This is a genomic window from Paenibacillus sp. SORGH_AS_0306 (genome assembly GCF_030819345.1).
GTDB classification, from domain to species: domain Bacteria; phylum Bacillota; class Bacilli; order Paenibacillales; family Paenibacillaceae; genus Saccharibacillus; species Saccharibacillus kyungheensis.
In genome coordinates this window covers 3,337,152-3,356,725 of the sequence record NZ_JAUTBP010000001.1, presented here as the reverse complement: position 1 = coordinate 3,356,725, position 19,574 = coordinate 3,337,152, and the positions used below count along the sequence as shown (strand labels likewise).

General features: G+C 39.1%; 17 protein-coding genes. 13 read left to right on the top strand and 4 right to left on the bottom strand.

Annotated elements, in window-relative coordinates; genetic code table 11:
• Positions 1–55 precede the first annotated feature (55 nt).
• Positions 56–1,270: a MalY/PatB family protein gene (locus QE450_RS14580; protein WP_307300076.1), complete on the top strand. Its 1,215-nt coding sequence runs from the start codon at positions 56–58 to the stop codon at positions 1,268–1,270.
• Positions 1,271–1,444: 174 nt separating this feature from the next.
• On the opposite strand, the gene QE450_RS14575 is transcribed toward QE450_RS14580, so the two are convergent.
• Together QE450_RS14575 and QE450_RS14570 are read right to left on the bottom strand one after the other, a co-directional pair.
• Positions 1,445–2,800 (bottom strand): dipeptidase, encoded by a 1,356-nt coding sequence (locus QE450_RS14575; protein WP_273613417.1) that lies wholly within the window; start codon positions 2,798–2,800, stop codon positions 1,445–1,447.
• A 307-nt stretch (positions 2,801–3,107) separates the two neighbouring features.
• Positions 3,108–5,096: a DUF4832 domain-containing protein gene (locus tag QE450_RS14570; RefSeq protein WP_307300073.1), complete on the bottom strand. Its 1,989-nt coding sequence runs from the start codon at positions 5,094–5,096 to the stop codon at positions 3,108–3,110.
• Between the two features lie 433 nt (positions 5,097–5,529).
• Here QE450_RS14570 and QE450_RS14565 point away from each other — a divergent pair, with 433 nt between their 5' ends.
• From QE450_RS14565 to QE450_RS14530, 8 genes are all read left to right on the top strand, one after another.
• Positions 5,530–6,624, top strand: a complete 1,095-nt coding sequence (locus QE450_RS14565) for a Gfo/Idh/MocA family protein (protein WP_307300071.1) — start codon at positions 5,530–5,532, stop codon at positions 6,622–6,624.
• Between the two features lie 18 nt (positions 6,625–6,642).
• The gene (locus QE450_RS14560; RefSeq protein ID WP_307300069.1) at positions 6,643–7,533 is read left to right on the top strand and encodes a carbohydrate ABC transporter permease; all 891 of its coding nucleotides are present in this window, start codon (positions 6,643–6,645) and stop codon (positions 7,531–7,533) included.
• A gap of 12 nt (positions 7,534–7,545) precedes the next feature.
• Entirely contained in the window at positions 7,546–8,397 is an 852-nt protein-coding gene (locus QE450_RS14555; protein ID WP_274172005.1) for a carbohydrate ABC transporter permease, read from the top strand.
• 31 nt (positions 8,398–8,428) lie between these two features.
• Positions 8,429–9,772, top strand: a complete 1,344-nt coding sequence (locus tag QE450_RS14550) for an ABC transporter substrate-binding protein (RefSeq protein ID WP_307300067.1) — start codon at positions 8,429–8,431, stop codon at positions 9,770–9,772.
• A 207-nt stretch (positions 9,773–9,979) separates the two neighbouring features.
• Positions 9,980–11,029 (top strand): LacI family DNA-binding transcriptional regulator, encoded by a 1,050-nt coding sequence (locus QE450_RS14545; RefSeq protein ID WP_307300065.1) that lies wholly within the window; start codon positions 9,980–9,982, stop codon positions 11,027–11,029.
• 401 nt (positions 11,030–11,430) lie between these two features.
• Positions 11,431–12,798 (top strand): Nramp family divalent metal transporter, encoded by a 1,368-nt coding sequence (locus QE450_RS14540; RefSeq protein WP_274172008.1) that lies wholly within the window; start codon positions 11,431–11,433, stop codon positions 12,796–12,798.
• Positions 12,799–13,419: 621 nt separating this feature from the next.
• Entirely contained in the window at positions 13,420–13,851 is a 432-nt protein-coding gene (locus QE450_RS14535) for a hypothetical protein (RefSeq protein ID WP_273613409.1), read from the top strand.
• Between the two features lie 131 nt (positions 13,852–13,982).
• On the top strand, positions 13,983–14,960 hold the full coding sequence (locus QE450_RS14530; RefSeq protein WP_307300060.1) for an MBL fold metallo-hydrolase: 978 nt from the start codon (positions 13,983–13,985) through the stop codon (positions 14,958–14,960).
• Positions 14,961–15,118: 158 nt separating this feature from the next.
• On the opposite strand, the gene QE450_RS14525 is transcribed toward QE450_RS14530, so the two are convergent.
• Positions 15,119–15,550 (bottom strand): hypothetical protein, encoded by a 432-nt coding sequence (locus QE450_RS14525; protein ID WP_274172010.1) that lies wholly within the window; start codon positions 15,548–15,550, stop codon positions 15,119–15,121.
• A gap of 125 nt (positions 15,551–15,675) precedes the next feature.
• Between QE450_RS14525 and QE450_RS14520 the strand changes: the two genes are divergently transcribed.
• Positions 15,676–16,338, top strand: a complete 663-nt coding sequence (locus QE450_RS14520) for a hypothetical protein (RefSeq protein ID WP_273613406.1) — start codon at positions 15,676–15,678, stop codon at positions 16,336–16,338.
• 120 nt (positions 16,339–16,458) lie between these two features.
• Here QE450_RS14520 and QE450_RS14515 read toward each other — a convergent pair whose 3' ends face one another.
• Positions 16,459–17,043: a phosphatidylglycerophosphatase A family protein gene (locus QE450_RS14515; RefSeq protein ID WP_273613405.1), complete on the bottom strand. Its 585-nt coding sequence runs from the start codon at positions 17,041–17,043 to the stop codon at positions 16,459–16,461.
• Positions 17,044–17,208: 165 nt separating this feature from the next.
• On the opposite strand from QE450_RS14515, the gene rph reads away from it, so the two are divergent.
• The 3 genes from rph (at position 17,209) to QE450_RS14500 (ending at position 19,574) form a co-directional block, all read left to right on the top strand.
• A complete protein-coding gene (rph, locus tag QE450_RS14510; protein ID WP_274172011.1) occupies positions 17,209–17,967 on the top strand; it encodes a ribonuclease PH in 759 nt (252 codons plus the stop codon).
• A 5-nt stretch (positions 17,968–17,972) separates the two neighbouring features.
• Entirely contained in the window at positions 17,973–18,596 is a 624-nt protein-coding gene (locus tag QE450_RS14505) for an XTP/dITP diphosphatase (RefSeq protein ID WP_373462045.1), read from the top strand.
• A gap of 126 nt (positions 18,597–18,722) precedes the next feature.
• Complete coding sequence (locus QE450_RS14500; protein WP_274172012.1) at positions 18,723–19,574, top strand: STM4015 family protein; 852 nt, start codon at positions 18,723–18,725, stop codon at positions 19,572–19,574.

Genomic DNA, 19,574 nt, shown 5'->3' with positions numbered 1-19,574 from the left:
AAAGATAATGAATAGATAAAAATATTCGGATAGTGGGCTATGGGGGGAATCAGCAATGGATTACACGTCAACATTTGATCGTACAATTGCGCGTATAGGAACCAGTTCAGAAAAGTGGGATGCGCTTCGTAAACATTTTGGGACAGACGATGTTATTCCTTTATGGGTAGCAGATATGGACTTTGCGGCGCCATTACCTGTACAAGAAGCTATTCAGCAACGGATGGAACATGGTGTGCTTGGTTATACAGTTCGTACCAATCAGTATCATCAGTCGATAGTGAATTGGATGGAACATAAGCATCAATGGAGTATAGATCAGGACTGGATCGTATTTACACCAGGAGTGGTATCTGCGCTGAATTTTGCAGTAGAGACTTATGCAGAACCCGGGGATAAAGTGATTATACAGACACCGGTGTATCCTCCTTTTTATAGTGTCGTCAAAGGACATGGACGAGAATTGGTCGAAAATCCGTTGATCCAAGATCCTAACGGAGATTATCTTATGGATTTCGAACATTTAGAAAGTGTGCTAGACGAGAAGGTAAAAATGTTGATTTTGTGCAATCCGCATAATCCTATTGGACGGGTATGGACACGCAACGAATTAGAGCAATTAGAACGTCTCTGTGCGAAGTGGAATATTATTGTAGTATCTGATGAAATTCATGGTGATCTTGTGCATGAACCTCATTCTCATATTCCATATGCCAGCTTGTCTGAATCTGCTAGAAACCGGAGTATTATTTGTACTGCGCCAAGCAAAACATTTAATATTGCAGGCTTGAACACATCTAACATTATTATCCCGAATGAACAATTACGGAACGCATTTGCATTGAAAATCAATCAATTTGGGATCGGGCAAATTAATGTGTTTGGAGCGGTCGCTACAGAAGCAGCATATACACATGGTCAAGAGTGGTTACAGCAATGTATGGAGTACACGTATCGCAATATGGAGTATGTACAACAGTATATAGCGGAGCATTTACCAGAATTATCGGTGCGATTGCCAGAAGCAACTTATTTACTATGGATCGATTGTAGTAAGCTCCAGATGGAACAATTAGAGTTGGTTTCTTTTTTACTGGATCAAGCCAAGATTGCACTGAATGATGGCAATGCGTTTGGTACGACAGGTCAAGGGTATATGCGTATGAATGTAGCATGTTCACGTTCTTTATTAGAAGAAGCGATGGGACGATTGCATAACGCTATAAAGGTATGGAGAACAACGCAACCAGTAACAGCTACGGTGGAATAGACTACACCTTATAAGTAACAATTGTTCCAGCTTTTTGCAATATCTTCAAATTATTAAAAACAGACTGCTTTCTACAATACCAACTATAGGTATCTAGAAAGCAGTCTGTTTGATTTGGATCATTATTGATATACAGAGTAGATTGCTATTCTGTATATCACGGCTATGCCAATTTTAGATTTGGTTCAAGTATTCTACAATCGTAAGCAAGCCTTTATCAAAGTTTTCCAAGTTGAAATGTTCATTAGGAGCATGCAGGTTCTCGTCAGGTAAGCCGAAGCCCATCAATACTACAGTAGGAGCAATTAGACGAGAAAATGCTTCAACGATTGGAATCGAACCACCATCTTTAGTGAATAATGCACGTGTTCCATATACTGTTTTGAAGGCGTCAGCCGCTTTTTGCAACAATTCGGCAGAAGGATCGATATTGAAAGCACGAGCTTTTTCACCTGGTTTAATATCAATCGTTGCGCCGGTTGGTACATTTGCTTCTAGATGCTTAATAATTTGATCCAATACATAAGCAGGATCTTGATTAGCGACTAGACGACAAGTGATTTTGGCACTGGCTTCTTTTGGAATAACTGTTTTGCTTCCTTCGCCTTGAAAACCACCATACAATCCATTGATCTCAAGTGTTGGACGAGCGCCGACACGTTCTACAAAGGAATAACCTTCTTCACCATGAAGAGATTCTAGCGCTAACGATTGTTGCAATTTCTTCTCATCGAAAGCTTGTTTTACAAATTCATTGCGCATTTCATCCGACAATGGCAATACACCTTCATAGAATCCATCAACCAATACACGACCTTGTTTATCATGCAAAGAGTTCAGTATTTCTACGATAGAGTGAAGTGCATTTGGAACTCCACCACCGAAGCTACCGGAGTGTAGATCGGTATTAGCTGTATGAATCGTAAATTCAAGCGAGCATAGTCCACGCAATCCTGTGCAGATCGCAGGTTTTCCTTTTTCGATCAAAGCCGTATCCGAGATCAATACAGCATCCGCAGATAGCATGTCTTTATTGCTTTCCAAAAATGCAGGCAGATTCGCACTAGAAATTTCTTCTTCACCTTCGATACAAAACTTCACGTTTACCGGAAGTGTTCCTTCTTGCTTTAGAATCGCTTCTACTGCTTTGATATGCAAAAAGATTTGACCTTTATCATCGGTTGCGCCACGAGCGAACAATTTGTCACCACGAATCGTAGGTTCAAACGGAGGCGTCTCCCATAAGTGTAATGGATCGACCGGTTGTACATCATAATGTCCATAGACCAATACCGTTGGCTTACCCGGTGCATGCAAATAATCCGCTGTAACAATTGGATGACCGGCAGTTGGATGAATCTCTACATGTTCGAGACCCGCTTTTTTCAACGTTTCTGCTAACCATTCAGCCGCACGTAGCATATCTGGCTTATGTTCTGAGATAGCAGAAATACTAGGAATAGATAACCATTCTTTTAACTCATTTAAATGGTGTTCACGATGTTCTTGAAAATATGTAGCATAACTCATAATTGTATATCCTCCTTAGGAAATAGAGATCATTGCTTGAATCCGATAGGATCATATCCAGTCATCAAAAAGCGTATGTTTCTATTTTACTACGTTTTGCTCCAATTGCGAAAAGTTTAACTACAAAATAAAGCAGAACGGTTCCAAAAGCGTACTCTGGAATCGTTCTGCTCTATACAATCATCATGTATTCAACTATTGATATACTTAAAAAAGAAAGATAAAGAAAAGCATAAAAGAGAGATAATTATAAACACAAACAACAAAAATAGATCTATTCGTTATTGTGTTTCTTTTATCACTATACTTATTTTGTAATCGTGCTTACTTTAAAAGCTCCATCTGTCAATTTACCTGTATTGGCAAAATCGACACCCGGTGTATTGGTCTCTGGATTGATAATCGCTACTGCAATATCATACGTACCTGCGGCAAGACTGCTAGCGACAGGAATCGAATCAGTTACTGTATACGATCCTGTTTTCCATGTGGTTAGATTAGCTGTTGTGGTTTTTTTGGCGACAACGGTATCTCCTTTACGCAATTGAATTTCCAACGGCCATGCAAAAGGGAAATGCTGTACGCCTTTATTTTCGACTTTGACTGTTACAGCCACAGAAGTGCCTGTAAGTGTAGTCGGATGGGATACTTCTTTGATGACAAAATGATAACCCATTCGTTTTTTCAACGTATCGATATTGGCTTGTAGTGTTCCTCCAACAGCAAGAGAAGCAGGGGAGTTAGGGCCGAGCCAGCTTGGTTTACTAAGTTCCGTCTGACGCAACGTTTCAGTAAATCCAGCACCTGTAGTGAGTGCTGCATTCATACCCGAAGCACCACCATAGAACTCACCACCCGAAATGCGTGTTTCCCAGAAATCTTTGTGAGCAGGTTGCTGTTGACCAATATCATCCCAGTAGCCATTTTGCGTTCCTGTGTACCAGCCCCAATCGGCATCGAAGCTTGGTTTATCTCCGAATACATCGTTAAACATACCCATGACAAGCCCTTTATTATTGGTTTTGGCAAGAGCAATACTGCGTCGAATCATTAATTGCATTTTATCTTCTTTGCCTGCAAAAGCATCAATATAATGTTGTACATATTGGTTAGAGATCGCATTAACAGGGAATGTGCCGGTATAGTTCGTTTCTCCATTAGGTCCAACATAAGGCCATGTATGGAATTCACCCCAATGTCCAAGCGATCCAATCTGTACAAAAGCGACCGGACGATCATTCGTATTATAACGATTAGCAATGGCTTCGATCGCTAGCTTATGGCGAGCAATCAAATAAGTGGAACTATAATTAGGAGAAAATCCTGTATTGTTACCAGCGCCCATGCCTCCAGTAGCATCACTATAAGCTACTCCAGCAGATTCACCTTGAGCAACAATATCATTGACTAACCAATCTGGAATATCGCGATGGGCACTTCCAGAAGGGCTATCGAGAATAAGGCGGAATACGACTTTAACGCCTTTACTTTTCCAGTATGCAAAATTGTTAGTCGCTTCGATCGCGGCGAAATCATAATTACCTTTGGTGGGTTCTAATTCTTTCCATGTGACTCCTGCATATACCAATCGGTGTTGTTGCGGGTAAGAAGTCGATTTGGCAGAAGGAGACCAACCTTTAAAAGGATTATTAAGAGGGCTATCTAATTCTGTAGGCGTGACCACTGTTGTAGTACCTGTTGATGGTGTATCTGTAGCAATCGTATACGAAGGCAATATCAGTGAAGCGGCAGGAAGACGGTTAGTTGCTGAATTGTTATCAATATAACCAATTTTTATCGTATTGCCGACCGCTAATTGCAAGGTGGACAATGGAATAGAAGTCTCAATAGTGGAAGAATTACGTACAAATTGAGAAGCAGGTAAAGTGCTGATTGCATTCCAACTCCAACTTGTGCCATCTCCAGTGTAACGATATAACGTATTATTTTCGAGCATCCATTCAATACCGGTGACACCCCAGCCAGAAGCTTGGTAACCTGTAGCTGTATTATTGTCTGTATTGAGCCAAAAGCTTCCTGTAGCCGTGCTCAGACCAGCACCTTGAACAAGAGCGTACAAGTTGGTACTATTCTGCGTTACTTTGAGACTCTGAGCAGTACCTGTATTAGTTGTCAAAGCGTTAATACTACTCCAATCGGCTGCATTACCATCTACTCCAATTGTTGCTGCCTGACTTTGTTGAATCATGGTTGAAGGGGCAAACAGTGTACATAACATCACTAACACGATCCACATTAAAGTAAGACGCTTCGTACTCCATTTTAATAATTGCATCGTCATCCTCCTTCGTATTTATACGGTTTATTCGTGACTGAAGATCGGCTTCCTCCCTGTTCAACCACCTCCTTTACGTATTAAATAGTTAATCTACCCATGACTTTTAGAAAACAAGCAATAAACTTGTTTTTTTTGCGGCAAATATTTAAAATGAATAGAATTGAGAAAAGTATTATGTAAGATCACATAAGCATTATAAGTCAATTATTTTCCATATACAAGCTAATTTAACCTCAAATTTGGATATTTTAGAGAAAATAAAAGAAATTAAACTTAAAATTGCGGCAAAATATAACATGAAAAAGCATAAAATAGATTGACAAAAGCCAATGTCTACTTTACTATCAAGTCATACTTAGTATTGAGTTAGCTTATTTAACATCATTTATATTTTAATTTGCCGCAAAATTAAATAATGGAGTGTGGGAAAATGGAGAAAATAAGACTAGCATTTATTGGAGTAGGCGATATGGGGTCGCATCATTGTATCGGATTCGATCGATTAGATGATTGCGAAGTATTGTACATATGTGATACCCATGAAGCCAATGTAGAACGCACGTTAAAAGAATTAACGAATAGTCAACCTGTTATTTATCAAGATTATCGGGAATTGTTGCACAAGGACGATCTGGATGCAGTCGTGATCAGTATTCCTAACTATTTGCACCGTGAAGTAGCTGTTGCTTTTTTAGAAGCAGGCAAACATGTTTTTTTGGAAAAGCCAGTTGCTCATACATTAGCAGACTGTGATGCTATTATTGCGGCGGCAGCTCAACATAATAAAGTGTTGCAGATCGGGCTGGTCTATCGTTATTCGAATCTGTATCGCCGTATGGCAAAAGAATTAGCGAATGAACGTCTGGGTGATGTGAAATTAATGTGGTGCAAAGAGTTTCGTGATCCTTTTCCACCGACTGATTGGTTTTATGATCAGTCCAAATCGGGTGGAGCGATTGTAGAGAAAGATTGCCATCATTTTGATATCTTCAACTGGATGATCGATTCTCCACCTGTACGTGTATTTGCTTCAGGTGGGCAGCATGTACTGAAACAAGGACAGGAAAATATGATTTATAATTCATATAGTCATTATCCGGTCAAAAGTATAGAGCAGACTTCGATCGTAGATCACGCTTTTATTACGATTGATTATGAAAATGGCAGTAAAGCGAATCTAGGATTGTGTATGTATCTGCAACCTAGAAATCTACTGGATGAAGGATTAGAGATCGGACTGATCGGTGAAAATGGTGTGCAAATGGTAGCCAAAAACGACCGTACGATCGATATTGCAGGTGGAGCCGATTATACACGCGAACATTTGGATATGGATGTAACTTCAGATTCGATTATGGGTGGACATACCGGTGGACAGACCCAACGGATCGATTTTTTGAAATGTATTATAGAAGGAACTGAGCCATTTGCCAATGCGGAGATCGGTCGTAATGCTTTGTTAGTCGCGCTGGCAGCCGAGAAATCAATCGTAGAAGAGCGGTATGTGTATTTAGCCGAACTATAAAAAGAAAGGGGGGCTCAAATGAAAGGTCTCAGAAAGTATGATACCCTGTTATTTTTTCTTTTTATTGCTCCATGGATCATCGGCTTTATTACATTTTTCTTGATTCCTTTTGGAACATCTGTTTTTTATGCTTTCACCGATGCTCGTTTACCGGGAGCCGTCACGTATCAATTTGTAGGTCTGGATAATTTTGTCGAGATGACGAATGATTCTATTTTTCTCAAAAGTTTGTTTAATACATTATATTTTGTTGTGTTTGGCGTTCCTGTTGTGACGATTGGTATGTTGTTGTTAGCATTATTGCTGAATATGAATATCAAAGGCATAGCACTATTCCGTACCTTTTACTATTTGCCGACATTGGTACCGATTGTCGCGACCGTGATTATCTGGCGGTTGGTATTTAACTCCGAATTTGGGATATTGAATGCTGCGCTTGGCAGTATCGGTATTTCCAAAATCGATTGGCTTGGCGGCGAGCATACGATAAAACCAGTTATTATTTTGCTACAAGTATGGATTTCCGGTAGTGGTGTTCTCATCTTTCTAGCTGCCCTCAAAAATGTACCCCGTCATCTGTATGAAGCGGTAGAAATCGATGGAGCAGGTAAAGTACGCAGTTTCTTTTCGATTACTCTTCCGATGATTAGCCCTTCGATTTTATTTGTTGTGATTATTCAGACTATGTATAACTTTCAGCTATTTACCGAATCCTTATTATTATCCCGGGGTGGACCCAATTATGCTTCGTATACGTTTGTATATAGCATTTACAAATCAACCTTTACCGACCTCAAGTTTAGTATGGCGATGTCCCAGTCTATCTTTTTGTTTATTCTGATTGCTATCGTGACATGGATATTGATGAAAATTTCGAATCGTGTTGTGTATTACGAAGGGGATAAGTAGGGAGGGGAAATAATGAGAAGTACGAGAACGATATCAACCCGTTATGTCGCAGGTGTGATTGTGAAATATGTATTGTTATGTACCGCATTGTTACTATTTATAGGGCCTTTAATCTGGCTACTTTCTACCATGATGAAAACAAAAGCTGAAACGTATAAAATGCCGCCAACTCTTTTACCAGAATCGATTACATTTGAATCGTTTGAGCGATTGTTTGCTGTTCAGCCTTTAATGTTGCAATGGATAGAAAATTCATTAATCGTATCGATCTTGGTCGTGATTGGTGCTGTGATTTCTAGTTCACTGGTTGCCTATGGATTTGCCCGCTTCAAAACAAACTACGCTTCACGTTTATTTCCATTAGTGTTAATGACATTGATGATCCCTCCTTCAATAATGATGATTCCTTCGTACGTATTATTTACTAAGCTCGGGTGGATTGATACCTGGCTACCGCTTATCGTTCCTTCATGGTTAGGAGGAGCCTATTATATTTTTTTGTTCCGCCAATTTTTCTTAACAATTCCGCAAGAACTGGATGAAGCTACTTATCTCGATGGTGGCAATCGTTGGACGGTTTATTTTCGCGTAATTATGCCTTTGTCCAAGCCGATTATTATCACGACGATTATTTTTGCTTTTGTTAATTCGTGGCTCGATTTTTTAGGTCCTTTTTTGTATATCAAAGACAGTCAGTTATTCACATTGAGTGTAGGTTTGCAATTGTTGATCGGACAGACCAGCCAGGATTTTCCCGCTCTGGCGGCAGGTGCTTTTATCAGTATTATTCCGATAGCGATTCTATATTTTTTCGCGCAACGTTATATTGTCGAAGGGGTTGTACTGACAGGTTCCAAAGGATAAGGTCGATCATCTGATTAAAGGGGCGCTTATTATGAAAATCAACAGTAAATGGATGTACTGTAGTGTGATCATGTTGGTGATGATGAGTATGATACTGGCAGGGTGTGGACGTGGTAATTCCAGTTCGAATTCAGCTTCTGGAACCAAAGAAGGTTCAGCAGACAGTCCGGTTGAGATTACGTATGCGCAGTGGGGAACCGCAGAAGAATTACAGCGCACACAGGAATTGTTGGATACTTTTATGAAAGCCAATCCCGATATCAAAGTAACATTAGAAGGTAAAGATTGGAGCAGTTATTGGGATGGGCTAACCGCGAATGCCGCAGGCGGTAAATTACCTGATGTGATGAAAACAAGTTATGCATATATTGAGAAGTATGCACAGCTTGGTATTTTTAAAGAATTAGATCCGCTATTAACCAGTCAATCTTTTGATCTAAATAATATTGATCCCGGTATCTTAGCGCTTCATCAATATGAGGGCAAACAAGTCTCTTTGCCGATCGATGCCAATGTGATTGTCTGGTATTACAACAAAGCATTGTTCAATGATCCCAAAACCAATCCCAAAGGAGCCAAACCGCCTGTATTAGAACCTACATGGGACGAGATTACACAAATTGCTACCCAGATGACGATCGATAAAAATGGGAAAACAGCAGATGAAACAGGATTCGATAGTAATCAGATAGCCCAGTGGGGGATGTCGATCTCACCCGGTTCAAGTATTGATTGGTTTCTAGAACCTGAATTGTGGTCCAATGGAGCTAAATTAATCAATGATGACGGCACATTAGCGCTGAACACACCTGAAGCGAAGCAAGTTTTAGATACATTTATCGATCTAACCAAAACTAAAAAAATCAATACCACTCCTGCTCAAATTGAAGGATTGGGCGGACAGGTTAACCTAGCGATTACCACAGGCAAAGTAGCCATGAACCCTGGTGGAAGCTGGAATGTAACCAATTACCAGGAAGCGAAGACCGATTACGGTATTACGTATTTGCCTAAATTCAAAGAAAATAAAACCGTTGTTCAGCCCGCAGGTGTAGCTGTTAGCGCTATGACCGAACATGAAGAAGCGGCGTACCGTTTGGCCGCATGGTTAGCAGGGCCAGATGGACAAACAGCGCTGGCACAGCAAGGGTATTCGATTCCGTCAAATAAAGCCGCCGCCGATGCTTATTTAGCCAAAGCAGGTTCAGGTAATCAGATTTTTATTGATGCTCAACAATTTGGAATTGTATCTCCTTTTACCGCGAAGAAAACGGATTTGGTCTGGACTTATGGGGAACAAGCACTCAAGCTTCCGTTGGCAGGTGAAGGAGATGTACAAGCCGCACTAGATCAGTTAGCATCGCAAATGAATTAAAGATATCACGTTCAGAAGCAGAACAATAGTGAGATTATCGCGCTTGTTCTGCTTATTTACATAAAGATGGTATGATTGACAGAAGCAAATGAGCACTATAAAATTAATTTTGCCGCAAAATTTGCGCATGAAATAAGTATACAGATATTGAATCGTTACGATCACATGATCAATCCAAAGAATCACTTGCAGAGAAAGGACAAACTTATGGCTAAACTAAAAGATATTGCTGAACGTGTAGGTGTGTCGATCTCTACCGTTTCACGAGTAATGAAAAATGATGCCAACCGTTCGGTAAGTGAAGAGACACGTAAAAAAATATGGGATACCGCCGCAGAACTGGGATATAACAAAACTCGTTCATCCACTACCAAAAAAGACGAGCAGACTACAGCTTACCGTATCGGTTGTGTTGTAGCGAAGCCGCAAAATAAATATAATAATCCGTATTTCTCTGTGATTTTAGAAGGTATCGAAAAAGAGTTGAGTCGTCGGGGAATGCGGTTAGAATTTGTATTCAGTATCGAAAATCCTACAGATACCGAGCAATTAAAGCATCTTGTGCATGAACATCAGATCAATGGGATGCTGGTAGTAGAACGTATTGAGCAAGAAGCTTATCAATGGATCAAAGAACATGTTCAAGTGGTCGTAGGTGTTGATCTCAGCGACGCTTCGATACCTGTTGTTCATTATGATCGGACTGCTGCTGTGCAAGAAGTAGTGTCTTCACTGATCGAACAAGGACATCGACGGATTGCTTATCTAGGTGGCTCCGAATCGGATGATCATTTTCGCACTGAAAAGCGTTTTCTAGGGTATCAACGTGCGATGCTACAAGCCGATCTTCCTATTGATGATCAATGGGTGATTGATGTGAAGTGGGATGTATCACTTAGTTATGAACTCACCAAGCAAGCTTTTGCACAGAATAAAGAATTACCTACAGCTATTTTTGCTGCTAGTGATATGATGGCGATTGCCGCGATGAGAGCAGCGAATGAACAAGGGCTGAAAATTCCGGAGGATATCGCTTTTTTTGGAGTCGATGATATTGAAGTTTCTGCCTTTACATCACCACCGCTATCTACCGTGCATGTGCCGAAGTTAGAAATGGGTATATTTGCAGTGAAGTTGTTACTGGATTATTTAGAACATCAATATGCGATTCCTGTGAAAATAACGATTCCCCATCAGATTATTGTTAGACAGTCCTCGGGCACTCTTTTATCTGAAAAAGTAGATGCGCAGGCATGATAGTTCTTTTGCAGTCATGTTGAATAAGATATCGATCAAATGAATGCTCTTTGCTTCTGTAGCAAAGGGTATTTTTTATATATGTCATCATTGTATAAAAGCATACTCTGAAATAAATCATAGAAGTATGTCTTGAACATCCTATTTTATGGGTAATATGCGATAGGTCAGATACATAATTGAAGTGGAAAAGAACAGTATTAGATGAATATTTAAATTGTTATAAGCCATAAAAATTAGCTGTTGACAAATAAGTTTCCCTGATGCAAAATATGGTCTAAGTATTATGTTGCTATTGATATAATTATTATCACTATACAGACACATAGAATGTATTGGTATTCTAGATAAAATAAGCCATTGGATAGGCTTACTTGTAGAGAAAGGATGAGACACGAAGAATGGATTCCAACACAGAATTAAATACAAATATAGATGTCAAAAAATCAAACTGGTTACACTCCAGTTCAAGTATTAGTATGGAAGAAGTGAATAATACCGTTAAGATTCCTGAAAATGCTGGATTCTGGCGTAAGTTTTTCGCTTTTTCCGGTCCGGGAGCATTGGTTGCTGTTGGATATATGGACCCGGGGAACTGGGCAACTTCGATAGCAGGAGGAGCTCGCTTCGGATACACCTTGTTATCAGTTGTACTGATTTCTAATTTGATCGCTATGTTATTACAAAGTTTATCTGCCAAACTAGGAATTGTGACAGGGCGAGATTTGGCTCAGGCGACTCGTGATACAACGAACAAAAGAACAGCCGTTTTTCTCTGGATACTGACTGAACTTGCGATTATTGCTACTGATCTAGCAGAAGTAATCGGGTCAGCAATCGCACTGAATTTGTTATTTGGGATACCGTTACTATGGGGTATTGTGATTACCACTTTTGATGTATTACTTCTATTGTTATTACAGAAAAAAGGGTTTCGGATTATTGAATCTATTATTATCGTATTGATGGCGACGATTTTTTGTATCTTTGTATTTGAAGTCATTATCTCCAAGCCAGAAGTATCAGCTTTGTTAGGCGGATATGTACCGAAGTTTGAGATTGTGACCAATCCAGCAATGTTATTTGTAGCATTAGGGATTTTGGGAGCGACAGTAATGCCGCATAATCTATATCTACATTCATCGATCGTACAGACACGTCAATACAAGCGCACAGAAGAAGGTCGTAAAGAAGCAGTAAAATTTGCGAATATTGATTCTATTCTTTCATTATCTGTCGCTTTTCTAATCAACTCGGCGATTTTAATTTTAGGAGCTTCTGCTTTTTTTGGTACAGGGTTAAATGTTAGTGGGATTGAAGATGCTTATGCTCTGCTGAGTCCGACATTAGGTGTAGGAATTGCCAGTACATTATTTGCAGTAGCTTTGCTGGCTTCAGGACAGAATTCGACAATTACAGGTACACTAGCAGGACAGATTGTCATGGAAGGATTTATCAATTTACGTATTTCACCTGTGTTACGCCGTATTATCACTCGATTATTAGCTGTTATTCCTGCTTTTATCGTGACATGGATTGCAGGAGCAAAAGGAACAGGAGAGTTATTATTGTGGAGTCAGGTGGTACTGAGTCTACAATTACCATTTGCAATTATTCCACTGGTTCGCTTTACCAGTGATCGTGCCAAAATGGGCTCATTTGTCAATCCAGCATGGGTCAAAATTTTGGCGTGGATCGCTACTGTGGTGATCGTAGCTTTAAATGTATTTTTAATTATTTATATTTTTGCAACCGGCGGTGGCTTTTAATACCCAATCAATATCAATATAGGATGTTTAATCCGTCGATCTCAAAAAGCTTTTATCCACTTACAAGGGTAAAAGCTTTTTTGTCATATTTTGTTCAAATAATAGGCTAAAAAGGTGGGAAAAATGGAATATTTTTTTATAAAATACTAATCGTTTTATGTAGTTTGTACGTATATATAAGTAGAACAAATTTCAATAATATATGTCATACATTTACGAATATTGATAAATAAATATTACTTTTACGATTTGTTTGATAAGCTGTGGTTAAAATATGTATACCGCAGTCTATATATCACTCAATTGCAATCGAGCGAAAGAATATAGCATTATTGTACATCTATCATTATCCTTCATCATTTACTTCTACTAATGAATTCACTCCTTTTATAAAAGTTACTATTGAGTAATAAGCACTACTTCTTCCTACTGTTTTATGGTTCTATAGGCATGCTATTCCTACTCTCATACCTATGTATAGGAATATAAAAATGTCGAAAAAGAACGAATGAGAGGAAAGTGCTATAAATATTATGCAAAATTTACCGATAAACTATATAACAGGCACAAAGTCGCATGAAAAACGCAAACATTACCTAAAATCTAAGGGGGATTCAACCTATGAATTATACTAAATTATCTAACGTAAAAATTATGGAAAAAGCAAAAGCAACTTCTGGTGGATGGTTCCGATTTGTAGAAAGTAGCGAAATTAAAAACAACGCAAATGAAATGGAACAATGGGCAGCTATTTACCACGTTGCTAATGATAAATATATCGTAACTAATGATTTTCTAAATGTAGGATTGAATGACCATGCTAACCAAGTCAACGTTGTTGGTTATGGCGATAATTTAGATAGCATTATGTTCGTTATCTGGGAACACCAAAAAGAAGCAGGCAAATCTTTCACTATTTTAGATGAAATTCGTCAAATCAAAAATGAAGAGATCGAAAAAGCTAGCCAAAAATTGTGGGACTGGAACGAAAAAGCAGCAGACAGCACTTACTTCAAACACGAAATGTTCAACCCGTGGGAAGAAAGTTATTGAGCAATGAATGACCGAATCAAAAACAAGCTCTTCTGAACACCTTATGCTATAGAGGTGCAATCAGAAGAGTTTTTTGTGTTTGGATCGTTTATAATATATCTATAGACAGACTGACGGAGGATACATACATTATGGAATTACCAGAAATCACTCATTTTGAACATGGTATTATTCAGGTGAAAATAGCGATGTCTTATCCACTACGCTGGGTCAACAGTTATATTATTGTTGGCGATCATACATGGAGTGTAATTGATCCAGGACCTCGTAGTGCAGAAAATGAAGCTGCATGGCACTCTGTACTGAATACGTTGGAATTACATGTAGACCAATTGGAATCCATTATTTTGACGCATCATCATCCTGATCATTATGGATTAGCTGGTTGGTTACAAGTACAAAGTCATGCACCTGTGTATATGTCAGCACGTTCACTGGCTGAAGCTCGATTAGCATGGGGAGAAGGTAATACCGCAGCTCAAGATTTGATTACGTTTTATAAGATTCATGGTATGCCTTCAGAGATTACCAATGAACTTCCTGAACATTTGCAAAGCTTTGTCACGCAGGTATTACCACAACCAGAAGTATCTATAATTACACCAGAGCAACCATTTCTGATTGCAGGGCATTCATGGTTACCGATCCAGACATCGGGTCATGCAGCAGGGCATCTCTCTTTTTATCAAGCCGATTGGAAAGCGATCATCTCTGGCGATGCAGTCTTACCTCAGATATCACCTAATATTAGTCTGATTCCGAATAGTGATCCTGAACCATTAAAGTCTTATGTAGAAGGATTACGTGTGCTTGGTCAATATGAGGTAGAGTGGGCATATCCGGGGCATCGTCGTCCTTTCAACGGATTTAGAGAACGTACTGTCAAATTATTAGATCATCATGAACAACGATTGGATGCGATGACAGAACGAATCCGTACTCAACCTGCTAACGGATACGATGTATGTATGTCGATATTCAATAGCAAGCTTACGCTACATCAACTAAGATTTGCGATGTCCGAGACATTGGCGCATCTGGAAGAACTTATTCGCCGCGGGATTGCACATAAATATCAACAAGATGGCATTTGGATCTATGGAGTCTGATTAGTATGGGTAGATTACAGTCATAATTACAGAATACCAATATAAAAAGCAGGATATAGAGGGTAGCAACCACATCTATATCCTGCTTCTTTTCATTATCATTTGAAAAAGACTATGATAATAATAAAATAATTACATATCAATAAAAAGTGATACTATCATTCATTCAGATCACCGGTTAATTTGGCGATTGCCCGGCGAGCGATCTGTAATGTGTCTTCTGTAGTGGCTTTATTTTTGGCAGATTGCACTTGTTCTAATTGTCGTTCTGCTTGATGAATCGTATGTTGTAGACTGCGAAGCAGTACATCACGTTCATTTTCATCCAATAACGCTTTGAGCTTATCAGTCACATTAGGTTCATGAGGCATCTGGTTATATTCGGAAGCTGACATTTTACGAATATCCAGATAGCTATTTTTGTATTCGATAACGGTTTCGGTATTACGAGCATTTCGCTCTGTTTCAACAACAACCATTTTATTCGCATAATCAGGATAAACATTCACAATTTTTTGTCTAATATGCAATAATCCACATATTTTACGAAAAGGAATTTTGTGTACTCGACTGACTTCTTGTGACATCATATCAACCTCCGCAACCTATCGTCATTAGTTTTAACTCTGTTTAAGTCCATTTTCATCCAATATTAAGCTAATTCTTTTACAATACATAATAATCAACACCCCGAAATGCGAAAGGGGCTTATCATATGTTTAGCACAAATGGAACTTTATTGGATATCGCAGTCGAAGGATTGCGATTTCTTGCTTATTTATTATTGCTGATTGGTGCAGTTATCGGAATATTTAGTAATATGTCTATGATACAAGAAAAGTACCGTTCTGTCTGGTACCGTGGTCGTAATATCCTAGTCTTTATGGGACTTAGTGTTGGTATTGTTCAAGGGATCACCAGTATGATTAATATTATTGTTCATCAAGGATGGTCGGCTGCTATCATTCCATTTACCACAGCTTCAGGACGTTTGGCCAATGGCTGTGCATTAATTGCTTTCTATATCACACTAGCATATGTTATTCCTGCTATCTGGGTATGGAAAAGACATCATCAACCGTCACCTCGCTTTATTTCAGTCTTGTTGTACCCTGTATTAGAGTTGTTATTGCTGTCTGGATTATTGACTCGTAATGATTCTGGTATTTTATCGATTCACTTGTTTTATGTATTTACAGGATTATGCTTAATCTGGTTATTTGTACTACAGTTTATGTCTGGTGAAAGTAGAAGACGACGTGAACGCAAGCACTGGTGGGTCAGCCCTGATATCAAAGTAGGTCACCAATCTTCTTCCAATGTTCAACCCGAATCAAAAGAAGAACCATCTTCTTTATTTCATCCCAAAGGATTTTAAAAGAATTAATCTACTATCACCTGTTGGATAACGATCATATATTCTAATCAAAAACTCTGATCCCTGTATAAAGTATCTATACAGAGTCAGAGTTTTTTTGTTGGGATTGATTTGAGCAGACTAGACAGATGGTTCGCTTTCATCATCTTCAGGCAATGGGGTATTGCTTGTATCTGCTGTAGGGTCTTGTTCTTTATATTTGCCATGAGCAATACGACTACTTGCTGCCGCTGCAATCGCACCTACAATATCGTCAAAAAACGTATGGATGGGCCCGATACTTTTATCATTTAATCGTCCCAATACACCTGGTTTTAATTTATCGACATATCCATAATTGGTAAAGCCGATACTTCCATATACATTTACAATCGCAAATGCCAAAATTTCATCGACACCATACAATCCTTCATCATTTTCAATCATTTCTTGTAATGGAGAGATCAATTTACCTTCTTCTGCCAGAATATCTAATTGGATACCGGTCAGAACAGCATTTTGCACTTCACGCTTTAATAGTACTTTTTCGACACTTTCTACGCACTCTTCTATCGTAAGCGAAGGATAGTAACTTTTTTGAAGAAACATTACAATGTCTGCTATTTCCAAAATCGTAACCCCACGTTTGAGCAACCATTCTCTTGTCGCTTGTTCTACATTTAGACTGCTTAGATTATAAGGAACTTTGCTTGGTTGGGATTCCATAGATAGCCACCTCTTTCATAAATAACGTTATACAGTATTAACCGATTTTTTATGAAAAACTCACATATCCGCTGTAGCATCATAATCAATCGTCAGATAAGGATGCTTTTACAAGTTAGGTTTGTTAGAATAAGAAGGTGAATATGACGCAGGAGGCAACCATTTATGAGAACAGACGGACGACAACCGAATGAATTACGCCCGTTAACAATAACACCGAACGTGAACAAATATGCAGAAGGTTCTGTCTATATTGAAGTAGGCGATACCAAAGTATTATGTACTGCTTCTGTAGAAGAACGTGTACCGCACTTTATGAAAGGTCAGGGTAAAGGCTGGGTAACAGCAGAGTATTCGATGCTACCTCGTGCTACACATACCCGTAACCAGCGTGAAGCAGCAAAAGGTAAATTGGGCGGACGTACGATGGAAATTCAACGTCTGATTGGACGTGCACTTCGTTCAGTTATTGATCTACAAGCATTAGGAGAACGTACGATTACAGTCGACTGTGATGTGATTCAAGCGGACGGTGGCACACGTACAACATCGATCACCGGTTCTTTTGTTGCGTTAGCAATCGCTATGAACAAATTATCGACCCAAAATAAACTAACTAAATTCCCTATTACAGATTATTTAGCTTCTGTTAGTGTGGGTGTAGTCGGAGATCGTGCTTTACTTGATTTGAACTATGAAGAAGATTCCAAAGCCAAAGTAGATATGAACGTGGTAATGACAGGCGCAGGACAATTCGTAGAACTTCAAGGCACAGGGGAAGAACGTCCATTTTCTCGTGAAGAGCTAGATCAATTGCTAGTACTGGGTAGCGAAGGTATTGAGAAAATGATTGCGATGCAAAAAGAAATTCTTGGCCCGATCGCTTTGAAAATTGGTTCCGGTCAAGCTGGTACACAAGTATGAATCTGATGAGTAGCTCTATTGTCGTTGTTGCTACTCAGAATAAAGGGAAAGTTAGAGAGTTTGCTCATGCTCTAGCTCCTTTCGGCAAAGAAGTGCGCAGCATGTTTGATTATCCTGATCTGCCTGAAGTGGTAGAAGATGGAGCCACATTTGCTGAAAATGCACTCAAAAAAGCCAAAACTGTCGGCGATGCTTTAGGTGTTCCTGTACTTGCTGACGATTCAGGTCTATGTGTGGATCGTTTAGATGGAGAACCTGGAGTGTATTCGGCAAGATATGCAGGCGAATCGGCTACAGATGCTGATAACAATGCCAAATTGCTAGATGCACTTGAACGTTTACAAATGGGTGAAGATACCGATCAGACATTGCTCAGTACAGCGCAGTTTGTATGTTGTCTGGTATTGTATGATCCTGCTACAGGCTTAGCAGTAACAACAGAAGGATCAGTAGATGGTTGGATTACATCTCAACCTTCTGGCAACGCTGGCTTTGGGTATGATCCATTATTTTATTTACCGACTCACGACAAAACGATGGCAGATATTACGATCGAAGAAAAGCAAGCGATTAGTCATCGTGGTGAAGCGTTACGTAAATTAGTTGATCAATTGAATCTTAATTCTTAAAGTAGAAACAGCTTAACCTGAACAATAGAGGTTAAGCTGTTTTTATATCAATAAGCATTCTTTTTTTGATTATAGAGAGATTTCTATTGTAAAATATAACAAATAGAATTGAAGGAGGGTTTAATAATGGAAGTGAAATTATCGGTTGATTATGATCAGAATGAAAATGGGGTCAAGCTAAAAGATTTGATCACAGAACTCGTTGCTGATGTAGAAGCTTGCAAAGCCATTACCAGCTTGATTATAGGGGATTGGGGCGCAGCTTATGAAGATACGATGGATGATGCTATTCCAGCTCTGATTGAAGCAAGCCCGATATTGCCGAATTTAAAAAGCCTTTATATTGGCGAGATGTCTTCAGAAGAATGTGAAGTTTCGTGGATCAATCAGACCAATCTAGGGCCTGTACTTGCTGCTTATCCACAGATCGAATCGTTTACGATTCAAGGAAGTACAGATTTATCGTTAGAACCTTTACATCATGATAAATTACATACATTAACTATTATTTGCGGAGGATTGCCCAAATCCGTTTTGAATGAGATTTATAACGCGCATTTACCTGAATTAACTACACTTACTTTATATCTAGGAGTAGAAGATTATGGATTTGATGGTTCTATAGAAGATATTTTGCCATTTTTGAATCAGAATCCTTTTCCTAAATTAAAATATCTAGGTCTAACTGATAGTGAAATTCAAGACGAGATCGCTATCGCAGCGGCAAATGCGCCTGTACTTGAGCAACTAGATACACTCGACTTATCGAATGGAACACTATCTGACAAAGGGGCAGAGGCACTTATCAATAGTGATGCGGTCAAAAAGCTTAAACATTTGAATTTAAATTATCATTATATGTCTGACAAGATGATCAAGCGCTGGAAAGATACAGGCTTGTCTGTTGATACAGGTGACCAACAAGAAGTAGATGAAGATGGCGAGTACGAATGGCGTTATCCTGCACTTACGGAGTAA

Bases quoted from the DNA above. Each gene is read 5' to 3' on its own strand.
- QE450_RS14580 (WP_307300076.1), top strand. From the start codon at position 56: ATGGATTACACGTCAACATTTGATCGTACAATTGCGCGTATAGGAACC.
- QE450_RS14575 (WP_273613417.1), bottom strand. From the start codon at position 2,800: ATGAGTTATGCTACATATTTTCAAGAACATCGTGAACACCATTTAAAT.
- QE450_RS14570 (WP_307300073.1), bottom strand. From the start codon at position 5,096: ATGCAATTATTAAAATGGAGTACGAAGCGTCTTACTTTAATGTGGATC.
- QE450_RS14565 (WP_307300071.1), top strand. From the start codon at position 5,530: ATGGAGAAAATAAGACTAGCATTTATTGGAGTAGGCGATATGGGGTCG.
- QE450_RS14560 (WP_307300069.1), top strand. From the start codon at position 6,643: ATGAAAGGTCTCAGAAAGTATGATACCCTGTTATTTTTTCTTTTTATT.
- QE450_RS14555 (WP_274172005.1), top strand. From the start codon at position 7,546: ATGAGAAGTACGAGAACGATATCAACCCGTTATGTCGCAGGTGTGATT.
- QE450_RS14550 (WP_307300067.1), top strand. From the start codon at position 8,429: ATGAAAATCAACAGTAAATGGATGTACTGTAGTGTGATCATGTTGGTG.
- QE450_RS14545 (WP_307300065.1), top strand. From the start codon at position 9,980: ATGGCTAAACTAAAAGATATTGCTGAACGTGTAGGTGTGTCGATCTCT.
- QE450_RS14540 (WP_274172008.1), top strand. From the start codon at position 11,431: ATGGATTCCAACACAGAATTAAATACAAATATAGATGTCAAAAAATCA.
- QE450_RS14535 (WP_273613409.1), top strand. From the start codon at position 13,420: ATGAATTATACTAAATTATCTAACGTAAAAATTATGGAAAAAGCAAAA.
- QE450_RS14530 (WP_307300060.1), top strand. From the start codon at position 13,983: ATGGAATTACCAGAAATCACTCATTTTGAACATGGTATTATTCAGGTG.
- QE450_RS14525 (WP_274172010.1), bottom strand. From the start codon at position 15,550: ATGATGTCACAAGAAGTCAGTCGAGTACACAAAATTCCTTTTCGTAAA.
- QE450_RS14520 (WP_273613406.1), top strand. From the start codon at position 15,676: ATGTTTAGCACAAATGGAACTTTATTGGATATCGCAGTCGAAGGATTG.
- QE450_RS14515 (WP_273613405.1), bottom strand. From the start codon at position 17,043: ATGGAATCCCAACCAAGCAAAGTTCCTTATAATCTAAGCAGTCTAAAT.
- rph (WP_274172011.1), top strand. From the start codon at position 17,209: ATGAGAACAGACGGACGACAACCGAATGAATTACGCCCGTTAACAATA.
- QE450_RS14505 (WP_373462045.1), top strand. From the start codon at position 17,973: ATGAGTAGCTCTATTGTCGTTGTTGCTACTCAGAATAAAGGGAAAGTT.
- QE450_RS14500 (WP_274172012.1), top strand. From the start codon at position 18,723: ATGGAAGTGAAATTATCGGTTGATTATGATCAGAATGAAAATGGGGTC.